This window comes from Nocardia sp. NPDC051981, assembly GCF_040680715.1.
Classification (GTDB): domain Bacteria; phylum Actinomycetota; class Actinomycetes; order Mycobacteriales; family Mycobacteriaceae; genus Nocardia.
Map to the genome: position 1 here is coordinate 96244 of NZ_JBFAXK010000025.1, position 19066 is coordinate 115309.

Genomic DNA, 19066 nt, shown 5'->3' on the forward strand with positions numbered 1-19066 from the left:
AGATTCATCATCCGATACTGGCGGAGCGCCTCGACATCCACCGGCGCGGCAATGATCGCGTTGGCGCCCGACGATACCCGCCCGATCACCTGACCGTGATAGTCGACGATGTGCCCGTTGCCGCCGGCGATGTCCACGGGATGCTCGGCGGCGGGGCTCGAGTAAACCGGCCCGGTGTTCGGGCACACCATGTACACCCCGTTGAAGTGCGCGTGCGCCCGATTCTGCAGCAGCCAGGTGCCTCCAGCGTCCGGACCGGCCGCGGTCATCGGCACGGCTTCGCTGGGTCGGTACACCACCTCCGCGCCGTTGAACGCCAGGGCCCGAACGGCTTCCGGGTACTCGCCGTCGCTGCAGCACAGGGTGCCGATGTTGCCGATGTCCGGGGTCCGCAGCACCGGATAGAAGGCGTCGATGCCGTCGCCGAACAGCTCGACCCACCGATCGTAGACATCGTGCGGGGTACACGAATGCTCCCGGCACCACACATGGTTCTTGGCGGCCCGATGGACGATCTCACCCTGCGGCGAGATCACCACCATGACATTGAAGAACCGGTCCGCGATGACCTCGGGCCAGCGGGCCTTGCACTGGACGATGAGGTAGGTTTCGTACAGCCGGGCCAGCGCAGCGAGACGATCGGTCTCCGGGCCGGGTATATCGATGAAAAGCTCTCTGGCGCACCGGCTGTGCGGCAGATCGAAGATCTCGTCGGTGAAGCCGGTGAGAGCCCCTTCGGCCAGAGCGACGAGTTTCACCGGCAGGTTGATGCCGACGATCGACACCGCCGCGTGAATGGTCTCCTCGATCGTGTCGAGGTTGCGCGCGATGTGGTCGCGCGCCCCGATGCCGTGAACGATGGTCGACAACCCGACCGCCATATAAGGCGCGACCGGTGTTGCCCCGGCGGCTTGGCCGGTCATTCCGCACCACACCATTCGATAGCGGCGACCGCTTCCGGCGTGTCCGGCGCGAGCGTTCGCACCCGCCCGCCGGTGATGATCGTGTTGGTCATCGTTGTCCTCCACTGCCGACCGTTGCGTCCTGTGCGCACAGCGTATCTCATGTTTTCTCCAAATGGAGAAGTTTTCAGTGTCTGGACGCAAGCGGTGAGCGGGGCCAACAAGTCCCTCGGGGGCGCCCAGTGCCCTCGCCGATCAGGTCCGCGATCATCTTGTCCATCGCGGCGATGACGTAGAACAGGAACCGGCCGGCCGGGGTGGTGGTGAAGATGCCCTTGTCCCACTCGGGGCGCCACACGAGCTTGCTGGAGGCCATTATGAGTCGCCGTCGGCGCGTTGCACGCAGACGAACCGGTCGATGCCGAATCGACGGAACTGGCGCCGGCGCCGGGCCGACAGCTGCTGCGCCGCCGCGGCGGCATCGACAATCTCGGGTGAACCGACGGCGTAGACGCGGCCTTGGTACTGGATCGTTGCGGTGCCGGAGTACTGCAGATTACGCAGCCAATCCACATGGGTCCCATAGGGAAGCGGGATGAGGAACCCCTCGGCGACCGGTTCGGCGACGACCGGAGTGGCATAGGGCTTCCCGGTCCGTCGGCCGGTGTGCCGGATCACCGACGCATACCAGTGCCTGCGGCCGGCCAGCCGCATCATGACCGGATTGGTCACGTACTTGTTGAACACGCGCACTGCATCACGCGCCGATGCCGCCCGAGGAGCCGGTGCCGGAGTGTCGGCCATACCGTCAGTTTCGCGCAGCGCAGGTCCGCAGCCCAGGGCCGATCGCCCCCGACCGCACGGCCGTTTGGACGTTTGACCGTGGTGGGCGCGAACAGCGCATCGCCCAGCGAGGCCCTCACGGCCGGGCGATGCCGCGATGATGGCGCCGATCATCGAGGCCAGTCCGCTCACCACCGTGGTTCGCTGTCGCGGATGAGTACCGAAGAGCCCATCGACTGCTTCCGGCCCGGCAGTCGGCGCCCGTCCCGTCGGAGGCCGAACAGGGCCTATGGCAGGGCACAAAGACCTCAGTCAACGCCGGCCGGCGCGAGTACTGTCGCCGATGAGTGCCTTCGAAACCGAGAATCTCCGATTCGAGAAGATCTCATGACCGACATCCGGACCGGTACCGAAGCTCGGGCCGTCGATCACAGCAGCGACGCAGCCACTGCCGACACGGCTGTGGCCGATCGCAGCCCGGCCCGGTTCGCCGAGGTGGACGCAATGGTCGACACGGCGAGCGCCGCGGCGAAGGCGTTTCGCGAACTCGATCAACAACAGGTCGATGCGATTGTCGAGGCAATGGCCCGCGCCGGGATCAGGGCGGCGCCCGAGCTGGCGCGGGTGGCTATCGAGGAGACCGGTTTCGGCGTGTTCGAGGACAAGGTCGTCAAGAACTACGTTGCCACCGAGTTCCTCTACGACTATCTGCGCGACAAGAAGTCGGTGGGCGTTATCGAGGAGGACGCCGAGCGCAGCATCGTTCGCGTCGCCGATCCGATCGGAGTGGTGTTGGCGATCACCCCGGTCACCAATCCGACGTCCACCGTGCTGTACAAGGCGATCGTGGCCGCCAAGACGCGCAACGCGATCCTCTTCCGGCCGTCGCCCGTCGCCGTGCGGTCGTGTGAACGCACTGTCGAGATCCTTCGGCGAGCCGGGGAGGCGGTGGGTTTACCCGCAGGCGCGTTGCAGGTGATTCCCGACGCCGCCCACGAGGTGACCCACTATCTGTTCGGGCATCCGGGGGTCGACTTCATCTGGGTGACCGGTGGCCGGAAGATCGTCGCCCTGGCCAACGCGGCCGGAAAGCCCGCGCTGAGTGTCGGTCCCGGCAACGCGCCCATCTACCTGCATCGCACGGCCGACATCAAGGCCGCCGTCGTCGATATTTTGATCTCGAAGACTTTCGACGCATCGGTGATCTGCCCTGCCGAGCAGACCTGCATCGTCGACGATGCGATCTATGACGCCACCGTCGCCGAATTCGAGCGGATGGGCGCGCACCTGCTCACCGAGGAGCAGTCCGATGCCCTCGCGGAATTCGCGTTCGGCTGCGGCGAGACGGCCAACCTCGACGCTCTCGGCCGCCAGGCACCCGACCTGGCCGCCCGGGCCGGATTCGCCGTGGACCCATCGGTCAAGATTCTCCTCGCGCCGCTGCCGGCCGAACTCGACCGGCTCGACACACATCCGCTGGTGCGCGAGAAGCTGATGCCGGTTCTCGGGCTGGTGCGCGCCCGCGATGTCCAGCACGCCATCGATGCCGCGGTCCTCGTCACCGAGCAGGGGGGCCTCGGGCATACCTCCGCGATCTACGCCAACGACAAGGCTGTCGTCGACGCCTACAGCCTGGCTGTGCGCACCGGGCGGATCCTGGTCAACGCGCCCACGGCGGTCGGGGCCCTCGGCGGGATCTACAACAACCTCACCCCGACCTTCTCCCTCGGCTGCGGCACGTGGGGCGGTTCGAGCACCACGGAGAACGTCAACTACATGCAGTTGCTCAACATCAAGACGGTCTCGTATCGGCGCAGCCCGCCCCAGTGGTTCCGCGTCCCGTCGAACACGTTCTTCAATGCGGGGGCGCTCGAGAACCTGCTGAATATCGAGTGCGACAGCGTCCTCATCATCACCGACGCGCTGAGCGAACAGCGCGGGGTGGTGGACGAATTCCGCGGCAAACTGCGCGCGCGGCACATCAAGATTTTCAGCGAGGTCGAGCCGGAGCCGGGCGAGGCCACCGTCCGGCGCGGCGTCGAGTTGCTCGAGGCATACCAGCCCGACGTGCTCATCGCCGTGGGCGGCGGATCCGTGATCGACGCGGCCAAGGCGATCCGCCTGTTCTACGAGCACCCTGAGAAGGATCTGTCCGAACTCACTTTGCCCTTCCTCGATCCACGCAAGCGCATGGCCGACTACCCGCAGGATCCGCACACGGTGCGACTGGTGGCGGTGCCGACCACCGCGGGCACCGGATCGGAGGTCTCTCCCGCAGCGGTGCTGACCTTGGAAGACCGTAAGGAAACATTGGTCGACTATTCCCTGGTGCCCGATATGGCGATCGTGGATCCGCTGCTCACCGTCTCGATGCCGCGGACCCTGACCGCCGACACCGGTATAGACGCCCTCACCCACGCCCTCGAGGCCCTGGCCTCGGTCTTCGCCTCGCCCTATACCGATGCGTTCTGTGTGCAGGCGGCGCGGCTGATCTTCGAGGCGCTTCCCCGAGCCTGCGACGATCCCCGGGATCTGCGCGCCCGCACAGATATGGCCAATGCCGCCACGCTGGCCGGCCTGGCGTTCTCCAATGCCTTCGTCGGCACCAATCATGCTCTCGCCCACGCTGTCGGCGCCCGGTTCGGCATCGCCCACGGCCGTGCGAACGGCGTCTTCCTGCCGCACACCCTGCGCTACAACGCCGGCCTGCCGACGAAGTTCATGCCCGCTCCTGGCTACTCGGCCTATGTCGCCCCCGAGAAGTACGCCGAACTCGGGCGGATCGTCTTCGGCGGGCACGAACCCGGAGAAAGCCGCCGCCGGCTCTTCCAGGGTGTGCAAGACCTGCTCGACCGGCTCGAAATGCCGCGCACACTTCGGGAGATCGGCATTCCCGAGGACGAATTCCTCGCGGCCCTACCGGAATTGGCGATGACCGCATTCCAGGACCTGAGCAATCGCACCAACCCGCGGATGCCGCTGCTCAGTGAGATCACCACGCTGCTTCGCCTCGGTTACTACGGGGACGGTGACCATGCCGACCGATAGCGCCACCAGGACCGTGCGGGTCCAGGCGCCGCGGGCGACGGTGCTCGCGACGATCCGCGACCTGAACAGCCAGCCGGAGTGGATCCCCGAGATCCGCCAAGCAGAGGTACTCGAGATCGATGAGCAGACCGGATTGCCGGTGACCGCCCGGTTCACGGCATCCGCGCCGGTCGGCACCGACAGCTACACCCTCAGATACCGTCACCGTGACGACGGCATGAGTTGGTCCATGGTGCAGGGGCGGTTGCAGACCGGTCAGGAAGGCCATTACCAGCTCGACGAAATCACGCCGGACACCACCTCCGTCACCTATCAGCTGACCATTCGTCACAACCTGCCGCTGCCCGGCTTCATCCGCAGCAGAGTCATCAAAGGATTGGTGGACAGCACACTGACCGGTTTGCAGCAGAGGATTGAATTGAGCGGTGGATCTCGGCGAGACCGGCCGCTATGACCAGAATGAAGTGCGCGCCGGGGCCGTGGCCGGCCGCGCCGTGGAACGCCCTGGCGATGGCGCGGTGGTCGGGCAGACTCGTCAGTTTCCGCGTCTGCCGGTTTCGCCCAGTCGGCGGTGCAGCTTGCGGACCGCCGAGCGGTACGCTCCGGGATCGACGGGCAGCAACCACTGGCGTAGGCGGGCCGCGGGGCCGAGATTGATGCCCACCTCGTCGAGCACCTCGTCGATGTGCCGCACCGAGAACGGGATGATGTTCGTGCCGTTGGCCTGTTTGCCTTCGGTTCGCTCGATCATCCAGGCCAGTCGGCGTTCGGTGAACGCCCGGCGGTCCGCCGGATCGGGAAGCACGGCGCCGTCGCCGAGATAGCTGATCACCCACAGCACCGCCGCTTCGACGCTGAGCGGGCTCAGCAGGGAGGAGCCGTAGCCCACGAAGAACAGGCGCGGCACGTCCAGGGGCAGGATCTGGCGGTAGAGCAGGAAGTTGCCGTCGGCGTCGGTCACCCGATGCCGGATGTCCTCGGTGAGGAACGGCGTCTCCTGCTTGAATCCCGTGGCGCAGACCACGACATCGGCCGCGCGCACGGTACCGTCCGACAGCGCCACGGTCGGCCGGCCGTCCTTGTCGTAGAGCCCGGTGATGACCGCACCGCGATGGAAGTCGATGACCCCGTCGCGGATCTTCTCGTAGAACCCTTCGGTGGCCAGGCTCACCGCGTGGCGGACGATCCGTTCGAAGCGGCCTTCCGGCACCAGGCCGAGACGGTCGAACATCAACTGCCGCCGCGTGATCCACTCGACTGCGCCCAGCAAACCGGTACGCACGAACCGTCCCGGCCCGGTGAGGAACCGGGCCGCGCCGCGCTGGTCGACGTGCTCGAACAACGCCTCGCTCAGGCGGGTGAGCAGGATGTATTTGTAGGTGAGGAAACCCGCGAGCCGGCGCGGCATCTTCCAGGTGACCTCGCGCGCGACCACGGTCGTCGACTCGGCCACCTCGCTCAGCGCCTCCGCGATATCGCAGGCCGACTTGCCGTACCCGACCACCACGATGTCCTTGCCCACCGCGTCGGCGAGATCGTTGAATTCCGAGGCCGCGCAGACCCTCCCGCCCGCGGTGCGGAAGTCGTCGAGGCCTGGGTATTCGGGGACGAACGGGTCGCAGAAGATACCGTTGGCGACGATGAGCTGGTCGAACTCCGACGAGGACACCACGTCGGTCGCCACATCCCTGGCGATCAGCGTCCATACCCCGGCGGATTCGTCCAGGTCGGCGGTGAGCACTTCGGTATTCAGCCGGATGCAGTCGGCCAAGGCGAACCGCGAGGCATAGTCGGCCAGGTAGGCCTGCACCTGCGCGCCGGTGGGGAACTGCGGATAATGCCGGGGCATCGGGAAATCCGAGAACGCGTAGGTGCCCTTGTTGTTCTGTGTTGTGACGCCCGGATACTGCCGTGTCCGGCTCCACACGCCGCCGACATCCGGTGTGCGGTCGAAAACGGTGACGTCGTAGCCGAATTCGCGTAGCAGTTTGGCCGAGCACAATCCGGCCACCCCCGCGCCGACGATCGCGATTCTCATCGGGCCTCCATCGCGAGTTCGCCGGCGGCCTGCTCCCGCAATAGTTCCAGGGCGATGTCGATGGTCATGTCCTGCTGGCCGCCGACACAGCGCTTCGCGCCGATGCGGTAGAGGATCTCGTGCGAGGCCACGCCGTAGCGCGCCGCGGCGCGCTCGGCGTGCAGCAGGAAACTCGGGTACACCCCGGCATAACCCTGGACGATCGAGGACCGGTCCATGACCGGCAGCCGGGTGATGTGCGGCTTGACGACTTCCTCTGCGGCCGACAGCAAGACGTCCTTGTCGACCCCGGTCCTGACGCCGAGCCTGTCGAAGACCGTTGCCAGTACCTCGGTGCCGATATTGCCTGGGCCGACTATCGCGGCCGTGATCATGGGCATGGTGACTCCTGTTGTGCCGCGGTGTGATTCACTCGGCGGCGAAGTGGGTTGCCAGCGTCCCCAGGCCGGCGAATTCGATGTGGAAGCTGTCGCCGGGGGCGCACCGGGAGTGCGGCGGTCATGGAGCCGGGGATGACGATCTCGCCCCGCTCCACCGCGACGCCGACCGTGCCGAGCGTGTTGGCCAGCCAGACCAGGGCATTGATCGGCGAATCCAGCACGGCGGCACTGGTCATACGCCGGCTCCGATCGCGGAGCCGGCCTCCCGGAAGAACTGGTCGACGAGCTGCTGGAAGCGCTGGGCATGCTCGATCTGGGTCCAGTGCCCGCAGCGGCCGAAGGCGTGCAGCTGGGCGTTCGGGATGGTGCGGAACATGTGCAGCGAGGCGTCCAGCGGCACCACGCGGTCCTCGCGCCCGTGCAGGATCAGCACCTCGTGCTCGATGGCGGCCAGCAGTTCGTCGGGGACGATCTGGGCGTCGAGCCAGCGTTGCCGCGGCGGCGGGAACACCTGCTCGAAGGCTTCCTGCGCGCCCGGCCGGATCGTGGCGCGGTAGCGCAGTTCGGCCAGTTCGTCGGTCACCAGTGACCGGTCGAAGGCCATGATGTCCATGATCTTCTTCATATTGGCCACCGACGGCGTATAGCCCCAGAGCTGATCGAGTTCGTCGGTGAAGGCCATCTTCACTCCACCCGCGCCCATGAGCACGATGCGGTCCAGCCGCTCGGGATGCCGGGTGGCCAGGTGAAGCGCGAGACCGCCGCCGAAGGAATTACCGACCACGTGCGTCTTCTCGACGCCCAGACCGTCGAGCAGCGCCAGGATCTGGTCGATCCAGCTGTCGAAGATGGCGAACTCGGCTGGTTCCGGCAGCGAGGTGTAGCCGAAGCCGACCAGGTCCGGCGCGATCACCCGGAACCGTTCGGACAGTACGGGAATCAGCCCGCGCCAGTTCGCCCAGGCGGAGACGCCCGCGCCCGAACCGTGCAGCAGCAGCACCGGGCTGCCTTCACCCACATCGTGGTAGTTGGTGTCGAAAGAACCCGTGCGCAGGCTCAGGCCGATCTCGGGATTGGTGGTCGTCATCGTGTACTCCGTTCGCGACAAAGAGAATTCATCCGGCCACCGCCACGGCGGCCAGCAGTTCGTCCTGCACCCGCGCAGGCGCCGGGTAGGCCCGCTTGCTGTGGCTCAGCCCGGTCTGCACCAGCAGTTCGCACATCTTGTAGGCGACGACTCCGGGATTGATCACGGGGACCTCGAGGACCCGCTCCAGGTGAGCGTGCGACTGGTGCATGGTGGTGGACCCGAGCAGGATCACATCCGCCCCGTCCTCGTCGATGGCCGCGCGCGCCTCGCGTTCCAGCGCGGCGAACACGAAATCCTCCTTGCCGGCGAGGAGTTCGGCGGTATCGGGCGGCACCCCGATATCGCGCACCGATGCCAGCCGCGCGGTGAGACCGTGCTCGCGGGCGGCCTTGTGGTACAGCTCGTGCCACTGCGGCCACATGGTGACGACCGAGAACTTCTTGCCCAGCAGTGCGGCCAGCAGCATGGACGCCTGGCTGGGGGCCACCACCGGGATGCTGAGCCGCGAACGCAGCGCGGCCAGTGCCGAATCGCTCATGGAATTCACGCACACCGCGGCATAGCCCTGCTCCTCCGCACGGCAACCCGCGTCGAGTACGAAGGCGTCGGCGAGCGTGGTCTCGTAGGCGCTGTCGAGGGTCGTACCGCCGGCGCGCGCGGAGACGAAGACGTTCTCGAAGCCAGGATGCACGACCGCGGGCGGGATCTGGGCGGCGAAGGCGTCGAGGGCTTCCGGCGGTACCGGGACGGGCACGATATTGAGTACACGATGGGTCACAGTGCGAGGTCCTCTCGGGAGCGGGTGAGGGTGTCGATCACCGCGTACGCGACGGCGCGGGTCGCGGTCATGACGTCGGATACGGAGGCGACCCCCATGCCGCCGAGCCCCTCGTTGAGTTCGGCGGGCGCGGCGGCGGGCGGCCATGGATAGCCAATGCGGGCGCACGGCACCCCGAGGCGGCGGATGAGCGTGCCATCGGTCTGCCCGCCCAGCAGCGGGGTGGATTCGTAGGCGCGGCCCTCCACCTCTTCCCAACCGCGGCGGCATGATTGGACGATCCAGTTGCCCGGGTCGGTCATGCCGCCGGGCAGAGAACCGTACATCTCCCAGTCCAGTTCGATGTCCTGTTCCGCGGCGCGGATGCGAGCGATCAGGTCGGCGAACTGGTGGCGGACCTCGGCGGGTGTGGTGCGCGGGTTGACTCGCACATCGAGGTAGATCTCGGTGGTCGCCGAGGGGAAGGCCGGCTTGTCCGGGTTTCCTGACCGCAGGGCCGAGATCCAGCCCTCGGGAATGGTGGACCCGGAGGTATTCCGCGCGGTGTATTCGGGCAGCCACGCCTCGATGTGCTGGACCACCCGGGCGCCAGGCACGATCGACGACCGGAAACCCGGTGTGCCCCTGCTGATTCCGGCGTAGCCGAAGGTGCCGCGCACCGACACCTTGAACCAGCACATGCCGGGTTCCTCGGGATAGACCGCCCACCACGGCTTGAACACGATGGCGTGATCGGGCATCGCGCCGTGGGTGAGCAGATGGAAGACGCCGCTGCTCATTCCGGTGTGGTCGCGGGTGCTCATGGTGACCGGCATGCCGCCCCCGGCGAAGCCGAGCGTGAGATCGCCGGTGAGCGGTATGCCCGCGTCGGCCACGGCGTGCGCGACCTCGATCAGCCCGGCCACCATGCATTTCGGGTTCGAGGCGCCCAGGCCGATGACGAGATCGCCCTCGACCCGAGCCTGGGGCAGCATGTCCGGCCGCAGTGCGGGTCCCACCCAGGGGACGTCGGCCTCGGGATCGATGTGGGTGTCGAGAGGCGCGTACAGCAGCAGCCGGCTGCCGCCGCCGTTGCCGCGGATCTCGCCGAGCACATTGCCGGTGTGCTCGCTCATCGGCTGGTAGGCGGCGTCGATTCCGACCTCGCTGCGCAGGTACCCGGCAAGGAATTCCGCTGCCCGCCGCTCCTGCCCGGTGGGGCTGTGGATGTTCACCAGCGAGACCAGCAGGTCGCGAAAACGGTTGGGGTTCAGGCGTTCACAGACGGCGTCGTACATGGCGCGCCGTTCCTCGTCCAGCGGTACGGACTGGACGCTATCGGTCCCGTGGGGGTCCTGTTCGCGGGTGATGGCCGTATTCATCACAACTCCTCCGAAAGCGGGCAGCGCCGGGCCAGGTCGAGGCGGTCGGTGAGGCAGGTGGCAATGCGCACCAGCGCGTGATCGGTGTGGGGCGGGCCGATCAACTGGAGCCCGAGGGGCAGTCCCCGTTCGCCCGTGCCGACGGGCAGCCCCATCGCGGGCGTTCCGGCGACGCTGGCGAGCTTGTTGAACACCGGGTCACCGGTGCTGGTCAGTCCCTCCGGGGCCTCGCCGGTCGCGGCCAGGGTCAGCAGCACGTCCACGCGCCGATGGGCTTCGGTCACGAAGCGCCGCGCGGCGCGCAGCACCGTTCGCGCGCATTGGATCTCGCTCGCGGTGGCGAGTTCTCCCAGGGTGAGGAAGCGCGCCAGTTCGTCGCTGATGCGGTCCGCGCCCGGGCGATCGATGCGCTGAGCCAGGGCCGCGGCAGCCTCGGCCGCCATGATCAGCGTGTGCGCGGCGTCGAGGTCCGCCAGCTCCGGGGGCACCACGATGTCGACCACGCCGACACCGTGGGCGCGCAGCCCGTCGGCGAACTCCTCCAACTGCCTGGCCGCAGCCGGAGTGGCCCGATCCGCCCACGGCGGCCGTAGCACGCCGACTGTAAGTTCCCTTGTGACAGGCAGCGATTCGTCGACACTGCGATCGGCGACGGCATCGTCGACCGCACCGAGCCACACCGGGTGGCGCGCAAACGCGCCGAGGGTGTCGAAGGTCAGTGCCACCGGCAGGACGCCGTCGAAGGCCCAGCGGCCGTAGGTCGGTTTGAGGGTGAACACCCCGCAATAGGAGCCGGGCCGCAGCACCGATCCGGCGGTCTGGGTGCCGAGCGCGATCGGCACCTGACCGTCGGCGACCGCCGCGGCCGACCCGCTCGACGAACCGCCGGGGGTGTGCCCGAGGTGGTGGGGATTGCGGGTGGATGTCGGGTGGTAGGTGGCGAATTCGGTGGTGGTGGTCTTGCCGAAGATGAGCGCTCCCGCGCGCCGCAGCCGCTGGATCACCTCGGCGTCGCGACCAGGGCGGTGCCCGGCCCACAGCCGCGAACCGTAGCCGGTCGGCTGGTCCGCGGTGTCGATGATGTCCTTCACGCCGATCGGGATGCCGTGCAGCGGTGAATGTCCCGGCTCGGTGTCGAGCTCGCGGGCGCGGGCCCGGATCAGCTCCGGGTCCAGAAACGCCCACGCGCGGATCTCGCTGTCGCGCTTGTCGATCCGGTCCAGATAGCGTTCGACCGCCGCGGTGGCCGGCGCGCAGGCGTCGAGCTCGTGCCGGACCGCCTGATCGATGTCCATCTCAGCGCGCCTTCTGCACTTCGTGTCCCCAGCGGGCCGGTGAACCGTAGGTGCGCACCGACCAGTCCTCCCCCACCAGGTCGCCGCCCCAGCCGATCTCGATGCCGAAACCCGAAGGGGTGCTGACGTAGAAGGAGGTGACGCCGTCGTTGGTGTGCCGGCCCAGGGTCATCTTCAGGCCGATCCCAGCGGCATTGACCCGGTCGTAGGCGCGCCCGACATCGTCGAGGGTGGCGGTTTCGATCATGAGATGGTTGAAATCGCCGCCCTGGAAGCCGAAGCACTCGTTCATCAGCGCCAGGCTGTGGTGGCGGGCATTGCAGTGCAGGAAGGTGGCGTCCGCACCGTCCCAGGCGATGTAGTCGGTGAGCTCGAAGCCGAACACCCGCGTGTAGAAGTCCACCGCCGCCGGATAGTCCTTGCACATGTACACCACATGCCCGAGACCCAGCTCGCCGGTGACGAATCCACTGATGACACCGCCGGTCTGGACGGGATGATGGTCGGTGAGCGGTCCCCAGCAGATCTCGGTCGGAAAACCATCGCGATCACGGAAACGGAAGGCGGACACCGCATTCGGCGGATCCTCACTGTCTGCGTGGGTCCACTCGATATCGATGCGCTCGGCGGCCACCGCGTCGGCCAGCTCGCGCAGTTCGCCCGGCGAATCAACCTCCCAGGTGACCCGGCGGATCCGGTCCTGCGCCGCGGGATACAGGGCGAGCCGATGCGGCCGATCGTCCAGGCGCACCAGGAGCGGATCGGTTTCCGCGCCACGCGGGCGGGTATCGAGTTCGAGGATGTCGACGAGCAGGTGCTCCCAGGCCGCCATATCCGATACGTCGACGGCGAGAGCGCCGAGGCGGGCGATACTCATGGTGATGTCTCGATTCGTGCGATTGCGGCAACCGGGGCCGCGAAAGATGTTCAGCTGGGAAGGAATTGCTCGGAGTGAATGCGCTCGCGCGGCAGGCCGAGTTCCTGCAGCCGAGCGTGGGCGGCGTCGAGCATGGCGGGCGGGCCGCACAGGTAGGCCGAGGTGTCGGGGGCGATATCGTCGGCGGTGAGCGCGTCGACGGGGTTGCCGCACACCAGATCCGTCCGCTCCACGGGTTCATCGACGGTGACCCGCACCGACAGGTTCGGCATGAAGCTGCGGCGACCGTCGAGCTCGTCGAGATGGAACAGGTCCCGCTCCCGGGCGCAGCCGAAGACCAGCCGGATGGGCGCGCGGTCCCTGACCGTTTGCAGCGATTCGAGGATCGACAGCATGGGAGCCAGCCCGGTGCCGCCCGCCAGCAGCAGGATCGGCCCGGACTGTCCCGACAGCCCGAACGAGCCCAGCGGACCCTCCATCGCGAGTTCGTCGCCCGCGGCCGCCCGCTCGCGCAGATACTCCGACATCGCGCCCTGCGGTAGCACCCTGATGGTGAAGGCGAGGCGGCGTTTGCTGCGCTCACCCGACGCCATGGAATAGGAGCGCCATTCGTCGGTGCCCGGCACCCGCAGGCGGACGTACTGCCCGGCCCGGAAGGAGAACGACACCGACTTGGGTACGGCGACTTTCAGCTCGGCCACGGTATCGGCCAGCCAGTTCAGCTCGGTGAGCTTCACGGTGGTGAGCACCACCGGGTTGTCGTCGAGCATGGCAGCCGGATAGTCCAGTTCCACCTCGGCGTCGCCGTGAGCGTGCGCCTGGCACAGCAGCCGCATGCCATCGGCGATCTCGTCGCCGCGCAGCGGATACACGCGGCCCTCGGGCATCGACACCGCTCCGGTCGACACCCGTCCCACACATGTGCCACAGGTGCCGATACCGCACTGATGGACCAGCCGGGTCCCGGCCGCAGTCGCCGCGTCGAGCACGGAAATGCCCTCGGGTACCTGGATCTCCTTGGTGGTGTCGGCGAACTTCAAACGCACGCAGTGGGTTACGGGCGCCACGGCGGTGTCCGGCACGGGGTCGATCGGAGCGATGGTCATGCTCAGTCCTCGTCCAGGTAGGGGGATTCGAAGAAGCCGCGCGGGTGCCGGGCCGCCATCTTGCGCCATGCGATGATGGAATAGTCCATGTCGCAGAGGATTTCGTTGTTCCACCCGTCGAAGCGGGTGTAGTGCTCCTCGGTGGCCTCCCGAGCGAAGACGTCGCTGTTGTTGAAACCCTCCAGGGCCAGCGGCTTGAAGAAGTGCTCGTACTTGAAATCGAATTCGCGGCGCTCGTCGTCGCTGCCGACGCGGGTGGCCACGATCTCCCAGTACTCGTGATGATGGTCGTCGATCGGGACATAGAACTCGTACTGCACGTGATCGGTGATGGGCCAGTGCTCGACCATCAGCACACCGGGCACCCACAGCGAGGTGCGGAAGTAGTGCGAGACCGTTCCGCGTGCCTTGATGTCGACCTTCGGGTTCTCCAGCACCGGCTTGTACAGATCGGGCCGGTCGTAGCGGTTCATCACGCCCTTGGGGCCGTCCGGAACGTCGATCTCCTCGGTCGCGTTCTCCGACAGGGCGTTCACGCCCAGCGGCAGGGCGCGGTCGAGCGCGACCAGGATCTGGTTGTCCCAATGGACCAGCAGGTGGCCCGGGTCCAGGCCGTTCTCGGCGGCGAGCCGCCAGTTGCCGACCAGCTTGCGGTGGATGCCGCGCACCACGATGCCCTCGTCCATGAGGTGGGGCACGGGAGTGTCGTTGGGGTCGTTGGTGACCCGGATCGGCAGGTCGGCCTCCAGCGGCGGCGGGGTGCCGTAGTCGCGGTCGCCCACGAAGACGAAGATCAGGCCGTTGACCTCTTCCACGGGATAGGTCCGCAGGCCCGTGGTGCCGATCAGCGAATCGTCCGGATTGCCGACGATGGTGGTGAGCGTGCCGTCCTCCACGCCGTAGGTGTAGCCGTGGTACCAGCAGGTGACGGTGCCCTCGGACAGGCACATGGGCTTGGCGGACAGTTTCACACCCCGATGGATGCAGCGATCCGACAGCGCATACGCCTTGCCGGCCGAGCGGCGCAGCGCGATGTCGTGGCCGCCGATGGTGACGCCCTTGACGGCGCCGTCGGCGAGTTCGTCGGAGAACAGTGCCGGATACCAGTGGTTGGCGTAGCCCCAGTTGGCCTGGACATAGGGCGCGTAGTGCCGGGTGACCCCGGCGGAACTGCCGTTGAAGTGCTTCGACGACATGGAAAAACCTCCAGAGACAAGCGAATTCACGCACGCGGCGGGAGATGAGAGGCGCGCGGATCGGAAGATCTGCGCGATTCGAAGGGGTGGACACTGCGGTGTCCTGAGTCACAGTACAGAATCTCCGTAGAGAGTCAATAGATTTTTCACGAATATTCCATGGTCCACCTTGCGGACCGGACCACCGCGAGTGTTGAGTGGTCAATGAAGATCGAGCCCGATTCATACCCAGAACGGAGAACCCTGCGCCGATGGCTTCGACCGACCCTGCCGCGCCCACTCAGCCGCCGCCCCTGGATCCGCAGCGACGCTGGCATCTGGCGCAGAACACGCACGAGGAAGCGCTGACGGCCTTCGAATTCGCGCTGCTGCAAGTCGAGGGCGAGTTCGAGCGGTTCGCCGTGAACGCCCTGCGCATCGCCGGCGACACCGACCTGTCCTTCAACGAGGTAGTGGCGCTGCACGTGGTACGGATGCAGGAACGTCCCAAGGACACCGCCACCATCGCGCAGCTCACCAATCGCGAGGACCTGCCGAACGTGCAGTACAACCTGCGCAAGCTGGTCAGCCTGGGGCTGTTGGAGCGCAGTAAGTCGGGCACCGCGTCGGTGTTCCGGGTGACCGAGGCGGGACGCGAGATAACCGATCGGTACGCGGCGCTGCGTCAGGAGTTGCTGACATCGAATCTGGCCGAATTGGCCGACGTGACGGCGAAATTGCAGCACGCCATCCGGTCGATGCACATACTGACCGGCCTCTACGCGGCCGCCAGCCGGGATCTGGCGACCATCAACCCGTCGGTCATGTTCCCAGCGACGGCGGAACCGGCGAAAGAGGAAGCGGCACAGCCGAAACCCGCCCGGCGGCGTGGGCGGCCGCAGGCGGAGTGAGCCGCGTCGTGCGGCCCGTCGCGCAAGCACGGACCGGCCGTATGCTCCTCATCGGGCGTCATCGAGCAGTACTTTCTTCTGCACCTTGCCCATGGCGTTGCGCGGGAGCGCCTCCACGACGCGAATCTCCCTGGGGCGCTTGTGCACCGAGAGCGACCCCGCGACGAAGTCGATGACCTCGCCCGGATTCGGGGTCTCGCCGACCACATAGGCCACGATCCGCTGGCCGAGGTCGGCATCGGGCACGCCGACGACCGCGGCCTCGCGAACAGCGGGATGCGCCAGCAGGGCCTGTTCGACCTCGCCCGCGCCGATCCGATAGCCACCGGATTTGATCATGTCCACCGATTCCCGGCCGACGATCCGGTGGAATCCGGCCGGGTCGATCACCGTGATGTCGCCGGTCCGGAACCACCCGTCGGAGGTCATCACCTCGGCGGTCTTGGCGGGATTGTTCAGATAACCGTCGAAGAGGGTACCGCCACCGATTTCCAAGTGCCCCAGTGTTTCCCCGTCGTGGGCGATCTCCTCCCCGGACTCCGAGCGAGCCCGGGTGCACACACCCGACACGGGCAGGCCGACCCAGCCGGGCCGGCGTTCCCCGTCGAATCTGGTGCTGATCGTGATGACGGTTTCGGTCATGCCGTAACGCTCGATCGGGGCGTTGCCGGTCAGCGCCGTCAACTCCTCGAACACCGGGACCGGCAGCGGAGCACTGCCCGAGACCAGCAGCCGGGCACCGGCCAGCGCCCGGGCCGAGGCCGGATCCGCGCAGACCCGCGACCACACCGTCGGCACGCCGAAGTACAGGCTGCCACCGGCCGCCGCGTACCGGTCGGGAGCCGGGCGCACGGTGTGCACCAAGGCGGAGCCGACGCGCAGGGCGCCGAGCACGCCGAGGACCAGACCGTGCACATGGAACAGCGGAAGACCGTGCACCAGCACATCATCCGGGGTCCACTGCCACGCCTCGGCGACACCGTCCACCCCCGCCGCAACGGCCCGGCGCGACAACACGACCCCTTTGGGAGCGCCGGTCGTGCCGGAGGTATAGACGATCAACGCCGGTGTCCGCGGTTCCGGTTCCGGGTAAGCCGTGGAGGACCGGGCGGACACATCGACGCGGAAGCCGGGAAGCACCACGTCCGAGGGCTTTTCGCCGAGCCACAGCTCAGCTCCCGAATCGGTGAGGATGTGACGCCGCTCGAGCACGCCGGAATCCGGTGGCACCGGAACCGCAGCCACGCCCGCGAGCAGGCACCCGACCGTTGCGACGACGGTCTCGAGGTCGGCGCGGGCATCGATGGCAACCGCCCGTGCCCCGGCGATCTCGTCGGCTACGGCGGTCGCCGCACCCAGCAGCTCGCCCGCGGACAACGCCCGGTCGCCGATCGTGACCAGCGGCCCCGCGACGTCCGAGGCGGTGTGGATGGATGTCAGGAGTGGTACTGGCATGTCGGTTTCCTTCTAGTGTATGGTCCACATTATGGACCGGCGTGCTACTATATGGACCGCATACGCTATTGCCGGGCAACCTCGCCGTCAAGGATCGAGGCGTGCCCCCACTCGTTTCGGGAGGTCCGCATGAACAGCGTGCTGACTACACTGCGCGTGTTCGAGGAGGTCGCAACGACCCAACCAACCGGACTGAGCGAGCTCGCGCGGCGCCTCGGCATCCCCAAGAGCACGGTTCAACGCTGTCTGAAAACCTTGGAGCAGGCGGGCTGGACCCGTTCCACTGCCGACGGCCATTGGGAGATAACGGGATTGGCGTTCCGCCTCGGCAGCGCCGTCGCCGGACGGGACAATTTGCGTGAACTCGCCCTGCCCGAACTGTCCGCACTGCAATCGATCACCGCAGAAACTGTGCACTTGGCCGTCCCCGACGGCGACGAGCTCGTCCTCGTCGAACGCCTCGACAGCCCGCACGAACTGCGCGCGTTCCTCGCCCTCGGTACTCGCCTCCCCCTGCATGCCGCCGCCACCGGCAAGGCTTATCTGGCCACCCTCCCCGACGACCGCATCGACCACTACCTCGCCACCCGGCCCGCTCGAATAACCCCGGACACCGAAACCGACCCCGACAGACTCTGGACCGAAATCCGCCGAATCCGCCAGTGCGGCTACGCCACCACCGAACAGGGTCTCCACACCGGCATTTCCGCTGTAGCCGTCGCTATCCGGACACCAGCGGGCCCGGCCCATGCCAGCTTCAGCATCTCCGGGCCCTCCTCTCGCCTCACCCCGGACCACTTCGCGGAATACGGCCTACGAGCACTCGCGACACGCGATGCGATCGAGAGACTGCTTCGGCGCTGACACCAGCGCACACCCGGGATGGACGATGTCCACCGATCGCCGCGGCGACGGCACTCCATGCCCCACCTCCGCCGCGAAACGCATTGCCGACAATTGCGTCACCGAAGCTCGGGCAGGCCCCGCCCGGGACGGGGACAACGGCCATTCCCTCGGAGTCGTTGTGCCCTGTCGGCGAGGCCCGCAGCTGGGAACGATCAAGGGACACAGGTCGGCCGAATCGATCTCGGACATCCGAAGGACGCGCAGCATGACTTTCCTCGAGACGGTGAACCCGCATTCCGAACGGCATCGTGGCGAACACGCGGGCTGGCTGCGGGCCGCGGTCCTCGGCGCCAACGACGGGCTGGTGTCGACCGCGAGCCTCATGGTCGGTGTGGCGGCCAGTGGCGCGGCGGCGGGCGCTGTGCTCACCGCCGGGCTGGCCGGCTTGGCGGCCGGGTCGATGGCCATGGCCGCGGGCGAATACGTCTCGGTCAGTTCACAAGTCGACGTCGAACGCGGGGATCGGGCCAAGGAAGAACTCGAACTGGCCACCGACCCGCAAGCCGAACTGGCCGAACTGGCCGGCATCTACCGCGCCCGCGGCCTGCCCGCGGAACTCGCCGCGCAGGTCGCCGCCGCACTGCACGACAACGATCCGCTCGCTGCCCACCTACGGGACGAACTCGGGCACACCGAAATCACCGCCGCCCGCCCGCTGCAAGCCGCGATGGCCTCGGCCACCAGCTTCTTCATCGGCGGACTGCTCCCGCTACTGGGCTTGATCGCACCCACCAGCGCCACCCGGCTACTGCTCATCGTGATCGTCACTGTGCTCGGACTAGCCATCGCGGGGATTCTCGGGGCACGAGTCGCCGGAACCAGCATTCTTCGCCCGGCTCTGCGCGTTGTCGTCGGCGGCAGCCTCGCGATGGCGATCACGGCAGTCGTTGGCCAACTCGTCCACGTGGCCGGCATCTGACAGCACTGACGACCCCGCTGACCTGTCGCTTCGGCGAGCACG

At 67.4% G+C, this 19066-nt stretch carries 18 protein-coding genes and 1 pseudogene; 5 read left to right on the forward strand and 14 right to left on the reverse strand.

Annotation, left to right across the window (positions count from 1 at the left end):
* Positions 1-23 precede the first annotated feature (23 nt).
* The 3 genes and pseudogenes from AB0L60_RS33140 to AB0L60_RS33150 form a co-directional block, all read right to left on the reverse strand.
* A pseudogene (locus AB0L60_RS33140) lies at positions 24-938 on the reverse strand (nitrilase-related carbon-nitrogen hydrolase); the annotation flags it as partial.
* 151 nt (positions 939-1089) lie between these two features.
* Positions 1090-1278, reverse strand: coding sequence for a hypothetical protein (locus tag AB0L60_RS33145; RefSeq protein ID WP_364622198.1), 189 nt, complete (start codon positions 1276-1278; stop codon positions 1090-1092).
* Complete coding sequence (locus tag AB0L60_RS33150; protein WP_364622317.1) at positions 1278-1706, reverse strand: nitroreductase family deazaflavin-dependent oxidoreductase; 429 nt, start codon at positions 1704-1706, stop codon at positions 1278-1280. Before AB0L60_RS33150 ends, AB0L60_RS33145 begins: the two co-directional genes overlap by 1 nt.
* Positions 1707-2072: 366 nt before the next feature.
* Here AB0L60_RS33150 and adhE point away from each other — a divergent pair, with 366 nt between their 5' ends.
* Together adhE and AB0L60_RS33160 are read left to right on the forward strand one after the other, a co-directional pair.
* Positions 2073-4733 carry a bifunctional acetaldehyde-CoA/alcohol dehydrogenase gene (gene adhE / locus AB0L60_RS33155; RefSeq protein WP_364622200.1) on the forward strand — a complete coding sequence of 887 codons (2661 nt, stop codon included), beginning with the start codon at positions 2073-2075 and terminating at the stop codon, positions 4731-4733.
* A complete protein-coding gene (locus AB0L60_RS33160) occupies positions 4720-5187 on the forward strand; it encodes an SRPBCC family protein (RefSeq protein WP_364622320.1) in 468 nt (155 codons plus the stop codon). Before adhE ends, AB0L60_RS33160 begins: the two co-directional genes overlap by 14 nt.
* 81 nt (positions 5188-5268) lie before the next feature.
* Here the strand turns inward: AB0L60_RS33160 and AB0L60_RS33165 are convergent, their stop codons facing one another.
* From AB0L60_RS33165 to AB0L60_RS33210, 10 genes are read right to left on the reverse strand one after another with little or no spacing between them, the layout of a single operon-like run.
* Positions 5269-6771, reverse strand: a complete 1503-nt coding sequence (locus tag AB0L60_RS33165; RefSeq protein WP_364622203.1) for an NAD(P)/FAD-dependent oxidoreductase — start codon at positions 6769-6771, stop codon at positions 5269-5271.
* Positions 6768-7151, reverse strand: a complete 384-nt coding sequence (locus tag AB0L60_RS33170) for a hypothetical protein (protein ID WP_364622206.1) — start codon at positions 7149-7151, stop codon at positions 6768-6770. Before AB0L60_RS33170 ends, AB0L60_RS33165 begins: the two co-directional genes overlap by 4 nt.
* Positions 7142-7387, reverse strand: coding sequence for a hypothetical protein (locus tag AB0L60_RS33175; RefSeq protein WP_364622208.1), 246 nt, complete (start codon positions 7385-7387; stop codon positions 7142-7144). The genes AB0L60_RS33170 and AB0L60_RS33175 overlap by 10 nt, the downstream gene beginning before the upstream one ends.
* A complete protein-coding gene (locus AB0L60_RS33180) occupies positions 7384-8238 on the reverse strand; it encodes an alpha/beta hydrolase (protein WP_364622211.1) in 855 nt (284 codons plus the stop codon). Before AB0L60_RS33180 ends, AB0L60_RS33175 begins: the two co-directional genes overlap by 4 nt.
* 28 nt (positions 8239-8266) lie before the next feature.
* Complete coding sequence (locus AB0L60_RS33185; RefSeq protein WP_364622213.1) at positions 8267-9019, reverse strand: aspartate/glutamate racemase family protein; 753 nt, start codon at positions 9017-9019, stop codon at positions 8267-8269.
* Complete coding sequence (locus AB0L60_RS33190; protein ID WP_364622216.1) at positions 9016-10380, reverse strand: acetylornithine deacetylase; 1365 nt, start codon at positions 10378-10380, stop codon at positions 9016-9018. Before AB0L60_RS33190 ends, AB0L60_RS33185 begins: the two co-directional genes overlap by 4 nt.
* Positions 10380-11675, reverse strand: a complete 1296-nt coding sequence (locus AB0L60_RS33195; RefSeq protein ID WP_364622219.1) for an amidase — start codon at positions 11673-11675, stop codon at positions 10380-10382. The genes AB0L60_RS33190 and AB0L60_RS33195 overlap by 1 nt, the downstream gene beginning before the upstream one ends.
* 1 nt (position 11676) lies before the next feature.
* Positions 11677-12552 (reverse strand): VOC family protein, encoded by an 876-nt coding sequence (locus AB0L60_RS33200; protein WP_364622222.1) that lies wholly within the window; start codon positions 12550-12552, stop codon positions 11677-11679.
* Positions 12553-12602: 50 nt separating this feature from the next.
* Positions 12603-13658 (reverse strand): 2Fe-2S iron-sulfur cluster binding domain-containing protein, encoded by a 1056-nt coding sequence (locus AB0L60_RS33205; RefSeq protein WP_364622225.1) that lies wholly within the window; start codon positions 13656-13658, stop codon positions 12603-12605.
* Between the two features lie 2 nt (positions 13659-13660).
* Complete coding sequence (locus tag AB0L60_RS33210; RefSeq protein WP_364622227.1) at positions 13661-14854, reverse strand: Rieske 2Fe-2S domain-containing protein; 1194 nt, start codon at positions 14852-14854, stop codon at positions 13661-13663.
* 251 nt (positions 14855-15105) lie between these two features.
* On the opposite strand from AB0L60_RS33210, the gene AB0L60_RS33215 reads away from it, so the two are divergent.
* Positions 15106-15744, forward strand: coding sequence for a winged helix DNA-binding protein (locus AB0L60_RS33215; protein ID WP_364622230.1), 639 nt, complete (start codon positions 15106-15108; stop codon positions 15742-15744).
* A 48-nt stretch (positions 15745-15792) separates the two neighbouring features.
* Here the strand turns inward: AB0L60_RS33215 and AB0L60_RS33220 are convergent, their stop codons facing one another.
* The gene (locus tag AB0L60_RS33220) at positions 15793-17199 is read right to left on the reverse strand and encodes an acyl-CoA synthetase (protein ID WP_364622233.1); all 1407 of its coding nucleotides are present in this window, start codon (positions 17197-17199) and stop codon (positions 15793-15795) included.
* A 129-nt stretch (positions 17200-17328) separates the two neighbouring features.
* Here AB0L60_RS33220 and AB0L60_RS33225 point away from each other — a divergent pair, with 129 nt between their 5' ends.
* Positions 17329-18063 (forward strand): IclR family transcriptional regulator, encoded by a 735-nt coding sequence (locus AB0L60_RS33225; protein ID WP_364622236.1) that lies wholly within the window; start codon positions 17329-17331, stop codon positions 18061-18063.
* Between the two features lie 247 nt (positions 18064-18310).
* Positions 18311-19024 (forward strand): VIT1/CCC1 transporter family protein, encoded by a 714-nt coding sequence (locus AB0L60_RS33230; RefSeq protein ID WP_364622239.1) that lies wholly within the window; start codon positions 18311-18313, stop codon positions 19022-19024.
* Positions 19025-19066: the final 42 nt, after the last annotated feature.

Excerpts from the sequence above, each read along its gene's own strand:
- AB0L60_RS33160 (WP_364622320.1), top strand. The coding sequence starts at position 4,720 with ATGCCGACCGATAGCGCCACCAGGACCGTGCGGGTCCAGGCGCCGCGG.
- AB0L60_RS33210 (WP_364622227.1), bottom strand. The coding sequence starts at position 14,854 with ATGTCGTCGAAGCACTTCAACGGCAGTTCCGCCGGGGTCACCCGGCAC.
- AB0L60_RS33195 (WP_364622219.1), bottom strand. The coding sequence starts at position 11,675 with ATGGACATCGATCAGGCGGTCCGGCACGAGCTCGACGCCTGCGCGCCG.
- AB0L60_RS33220 (WP_364622233.1), bottom strand. The coding sequence starts at position 17,199 with ATGCCAGTACCACTCCTGACATCCATCCACACCGCCTCGGACGTCGCG.
- AB0L60_RS33190 (WP_364622216.1), bottom strand. The coding sequence starts at position 10,380 with ATGAATACGGCCATCACCCGCGAACAGGACCCCCACGGGACCGATAGC.
- AB0L60_RS33230 (WP_364622239.1), top strand. The coding sequence starts at position 18,311 with ATGACTTTCCTCGAGACGGTGAACCCGCATTCCGAACGGCATCGTGGC.
- AB0L60_RS33170 (WP_364622206.1), bottom strand. The coding sequence starts at position 7,151 with ATGCCCATGATCACGGCCGCGATAGTCGGCCCAGGCAATATCGGCACC.
- AB0L60_RS33215 (WP_364622230.1), top strand. The coding sequence starts at position 15,106 with ATGGCTTCGACCGACCCTGCCGCGCCCACTCAGCCGCCGCCCCTGGAT.
- AB0L60_RS33205 (WP_364622225.1), bottom strand. The coding sequence starts at position 13,658 with ATGACCATCGCTCCGATCGACCCCGTGCCGGACACCGCCGTGGCGCCC.
- AB0L60_RS33200 (WP_364622222.1), bottom strand. The coding sequence starts at position 12,552 with ATGAGTATCGCCCGCCTCGGCGCTCTCGCCGTCGACGTATCGGATATG.
- AB0L60_RS33225 (WP_364622236.1), top strand. The coding sequence starts at position 17,329 with ATGAACAGCGTGCTGACTACACTGCGCGTGTTCGAGGAGGTCGCAACG.
- AB0L60_RS33175 (WP_364622208.1), bottom strand. The coding sequence starts at position 7,387 with ATGACCAGTGCCGCCGTGCTGGATTCGCCGATCAATGCCCTGGTCTGG.
- AB0L60_RS33150 (WP_364622317.1), bottom strand. The coding sequence starts at position 1,706 with ATGGCCGACACTCCGGCACCGGCTCCTCGGGCGGCATCGGCGCGTGAT.
- AB0L60_RS33145 (WP_364622198.1), bottom strand. The coding sequence starts at position 1,278 with ATGGCCTCCAGCAAGCTCGTGTGGCGCCCCGAGTGGGACAAGGGCATC.
- AB0L60_RS33165 (WP_364622203.1), bottom strand. The coding sequence starts at position 6,771 with ATGAGAATCGCGATCGTCGGCGCGGGGGTGGCCGGATTGTGCTCGGCC.
- adhE (WP_364622200.1), top strand. The coding sequence starts at position 2,073 with ATGACCGACATCCGGACCGGTACCGAAGCTCGGGCCGTCGATCACAGC.
- AB0L60_RS33180 (WP_364622211.1), bottom strand. The coding sequence starts at position 8,238 with ATGACGACCACCAATCCCGAGATCGGCCTGAGCCTGCGCACGGGTTCT.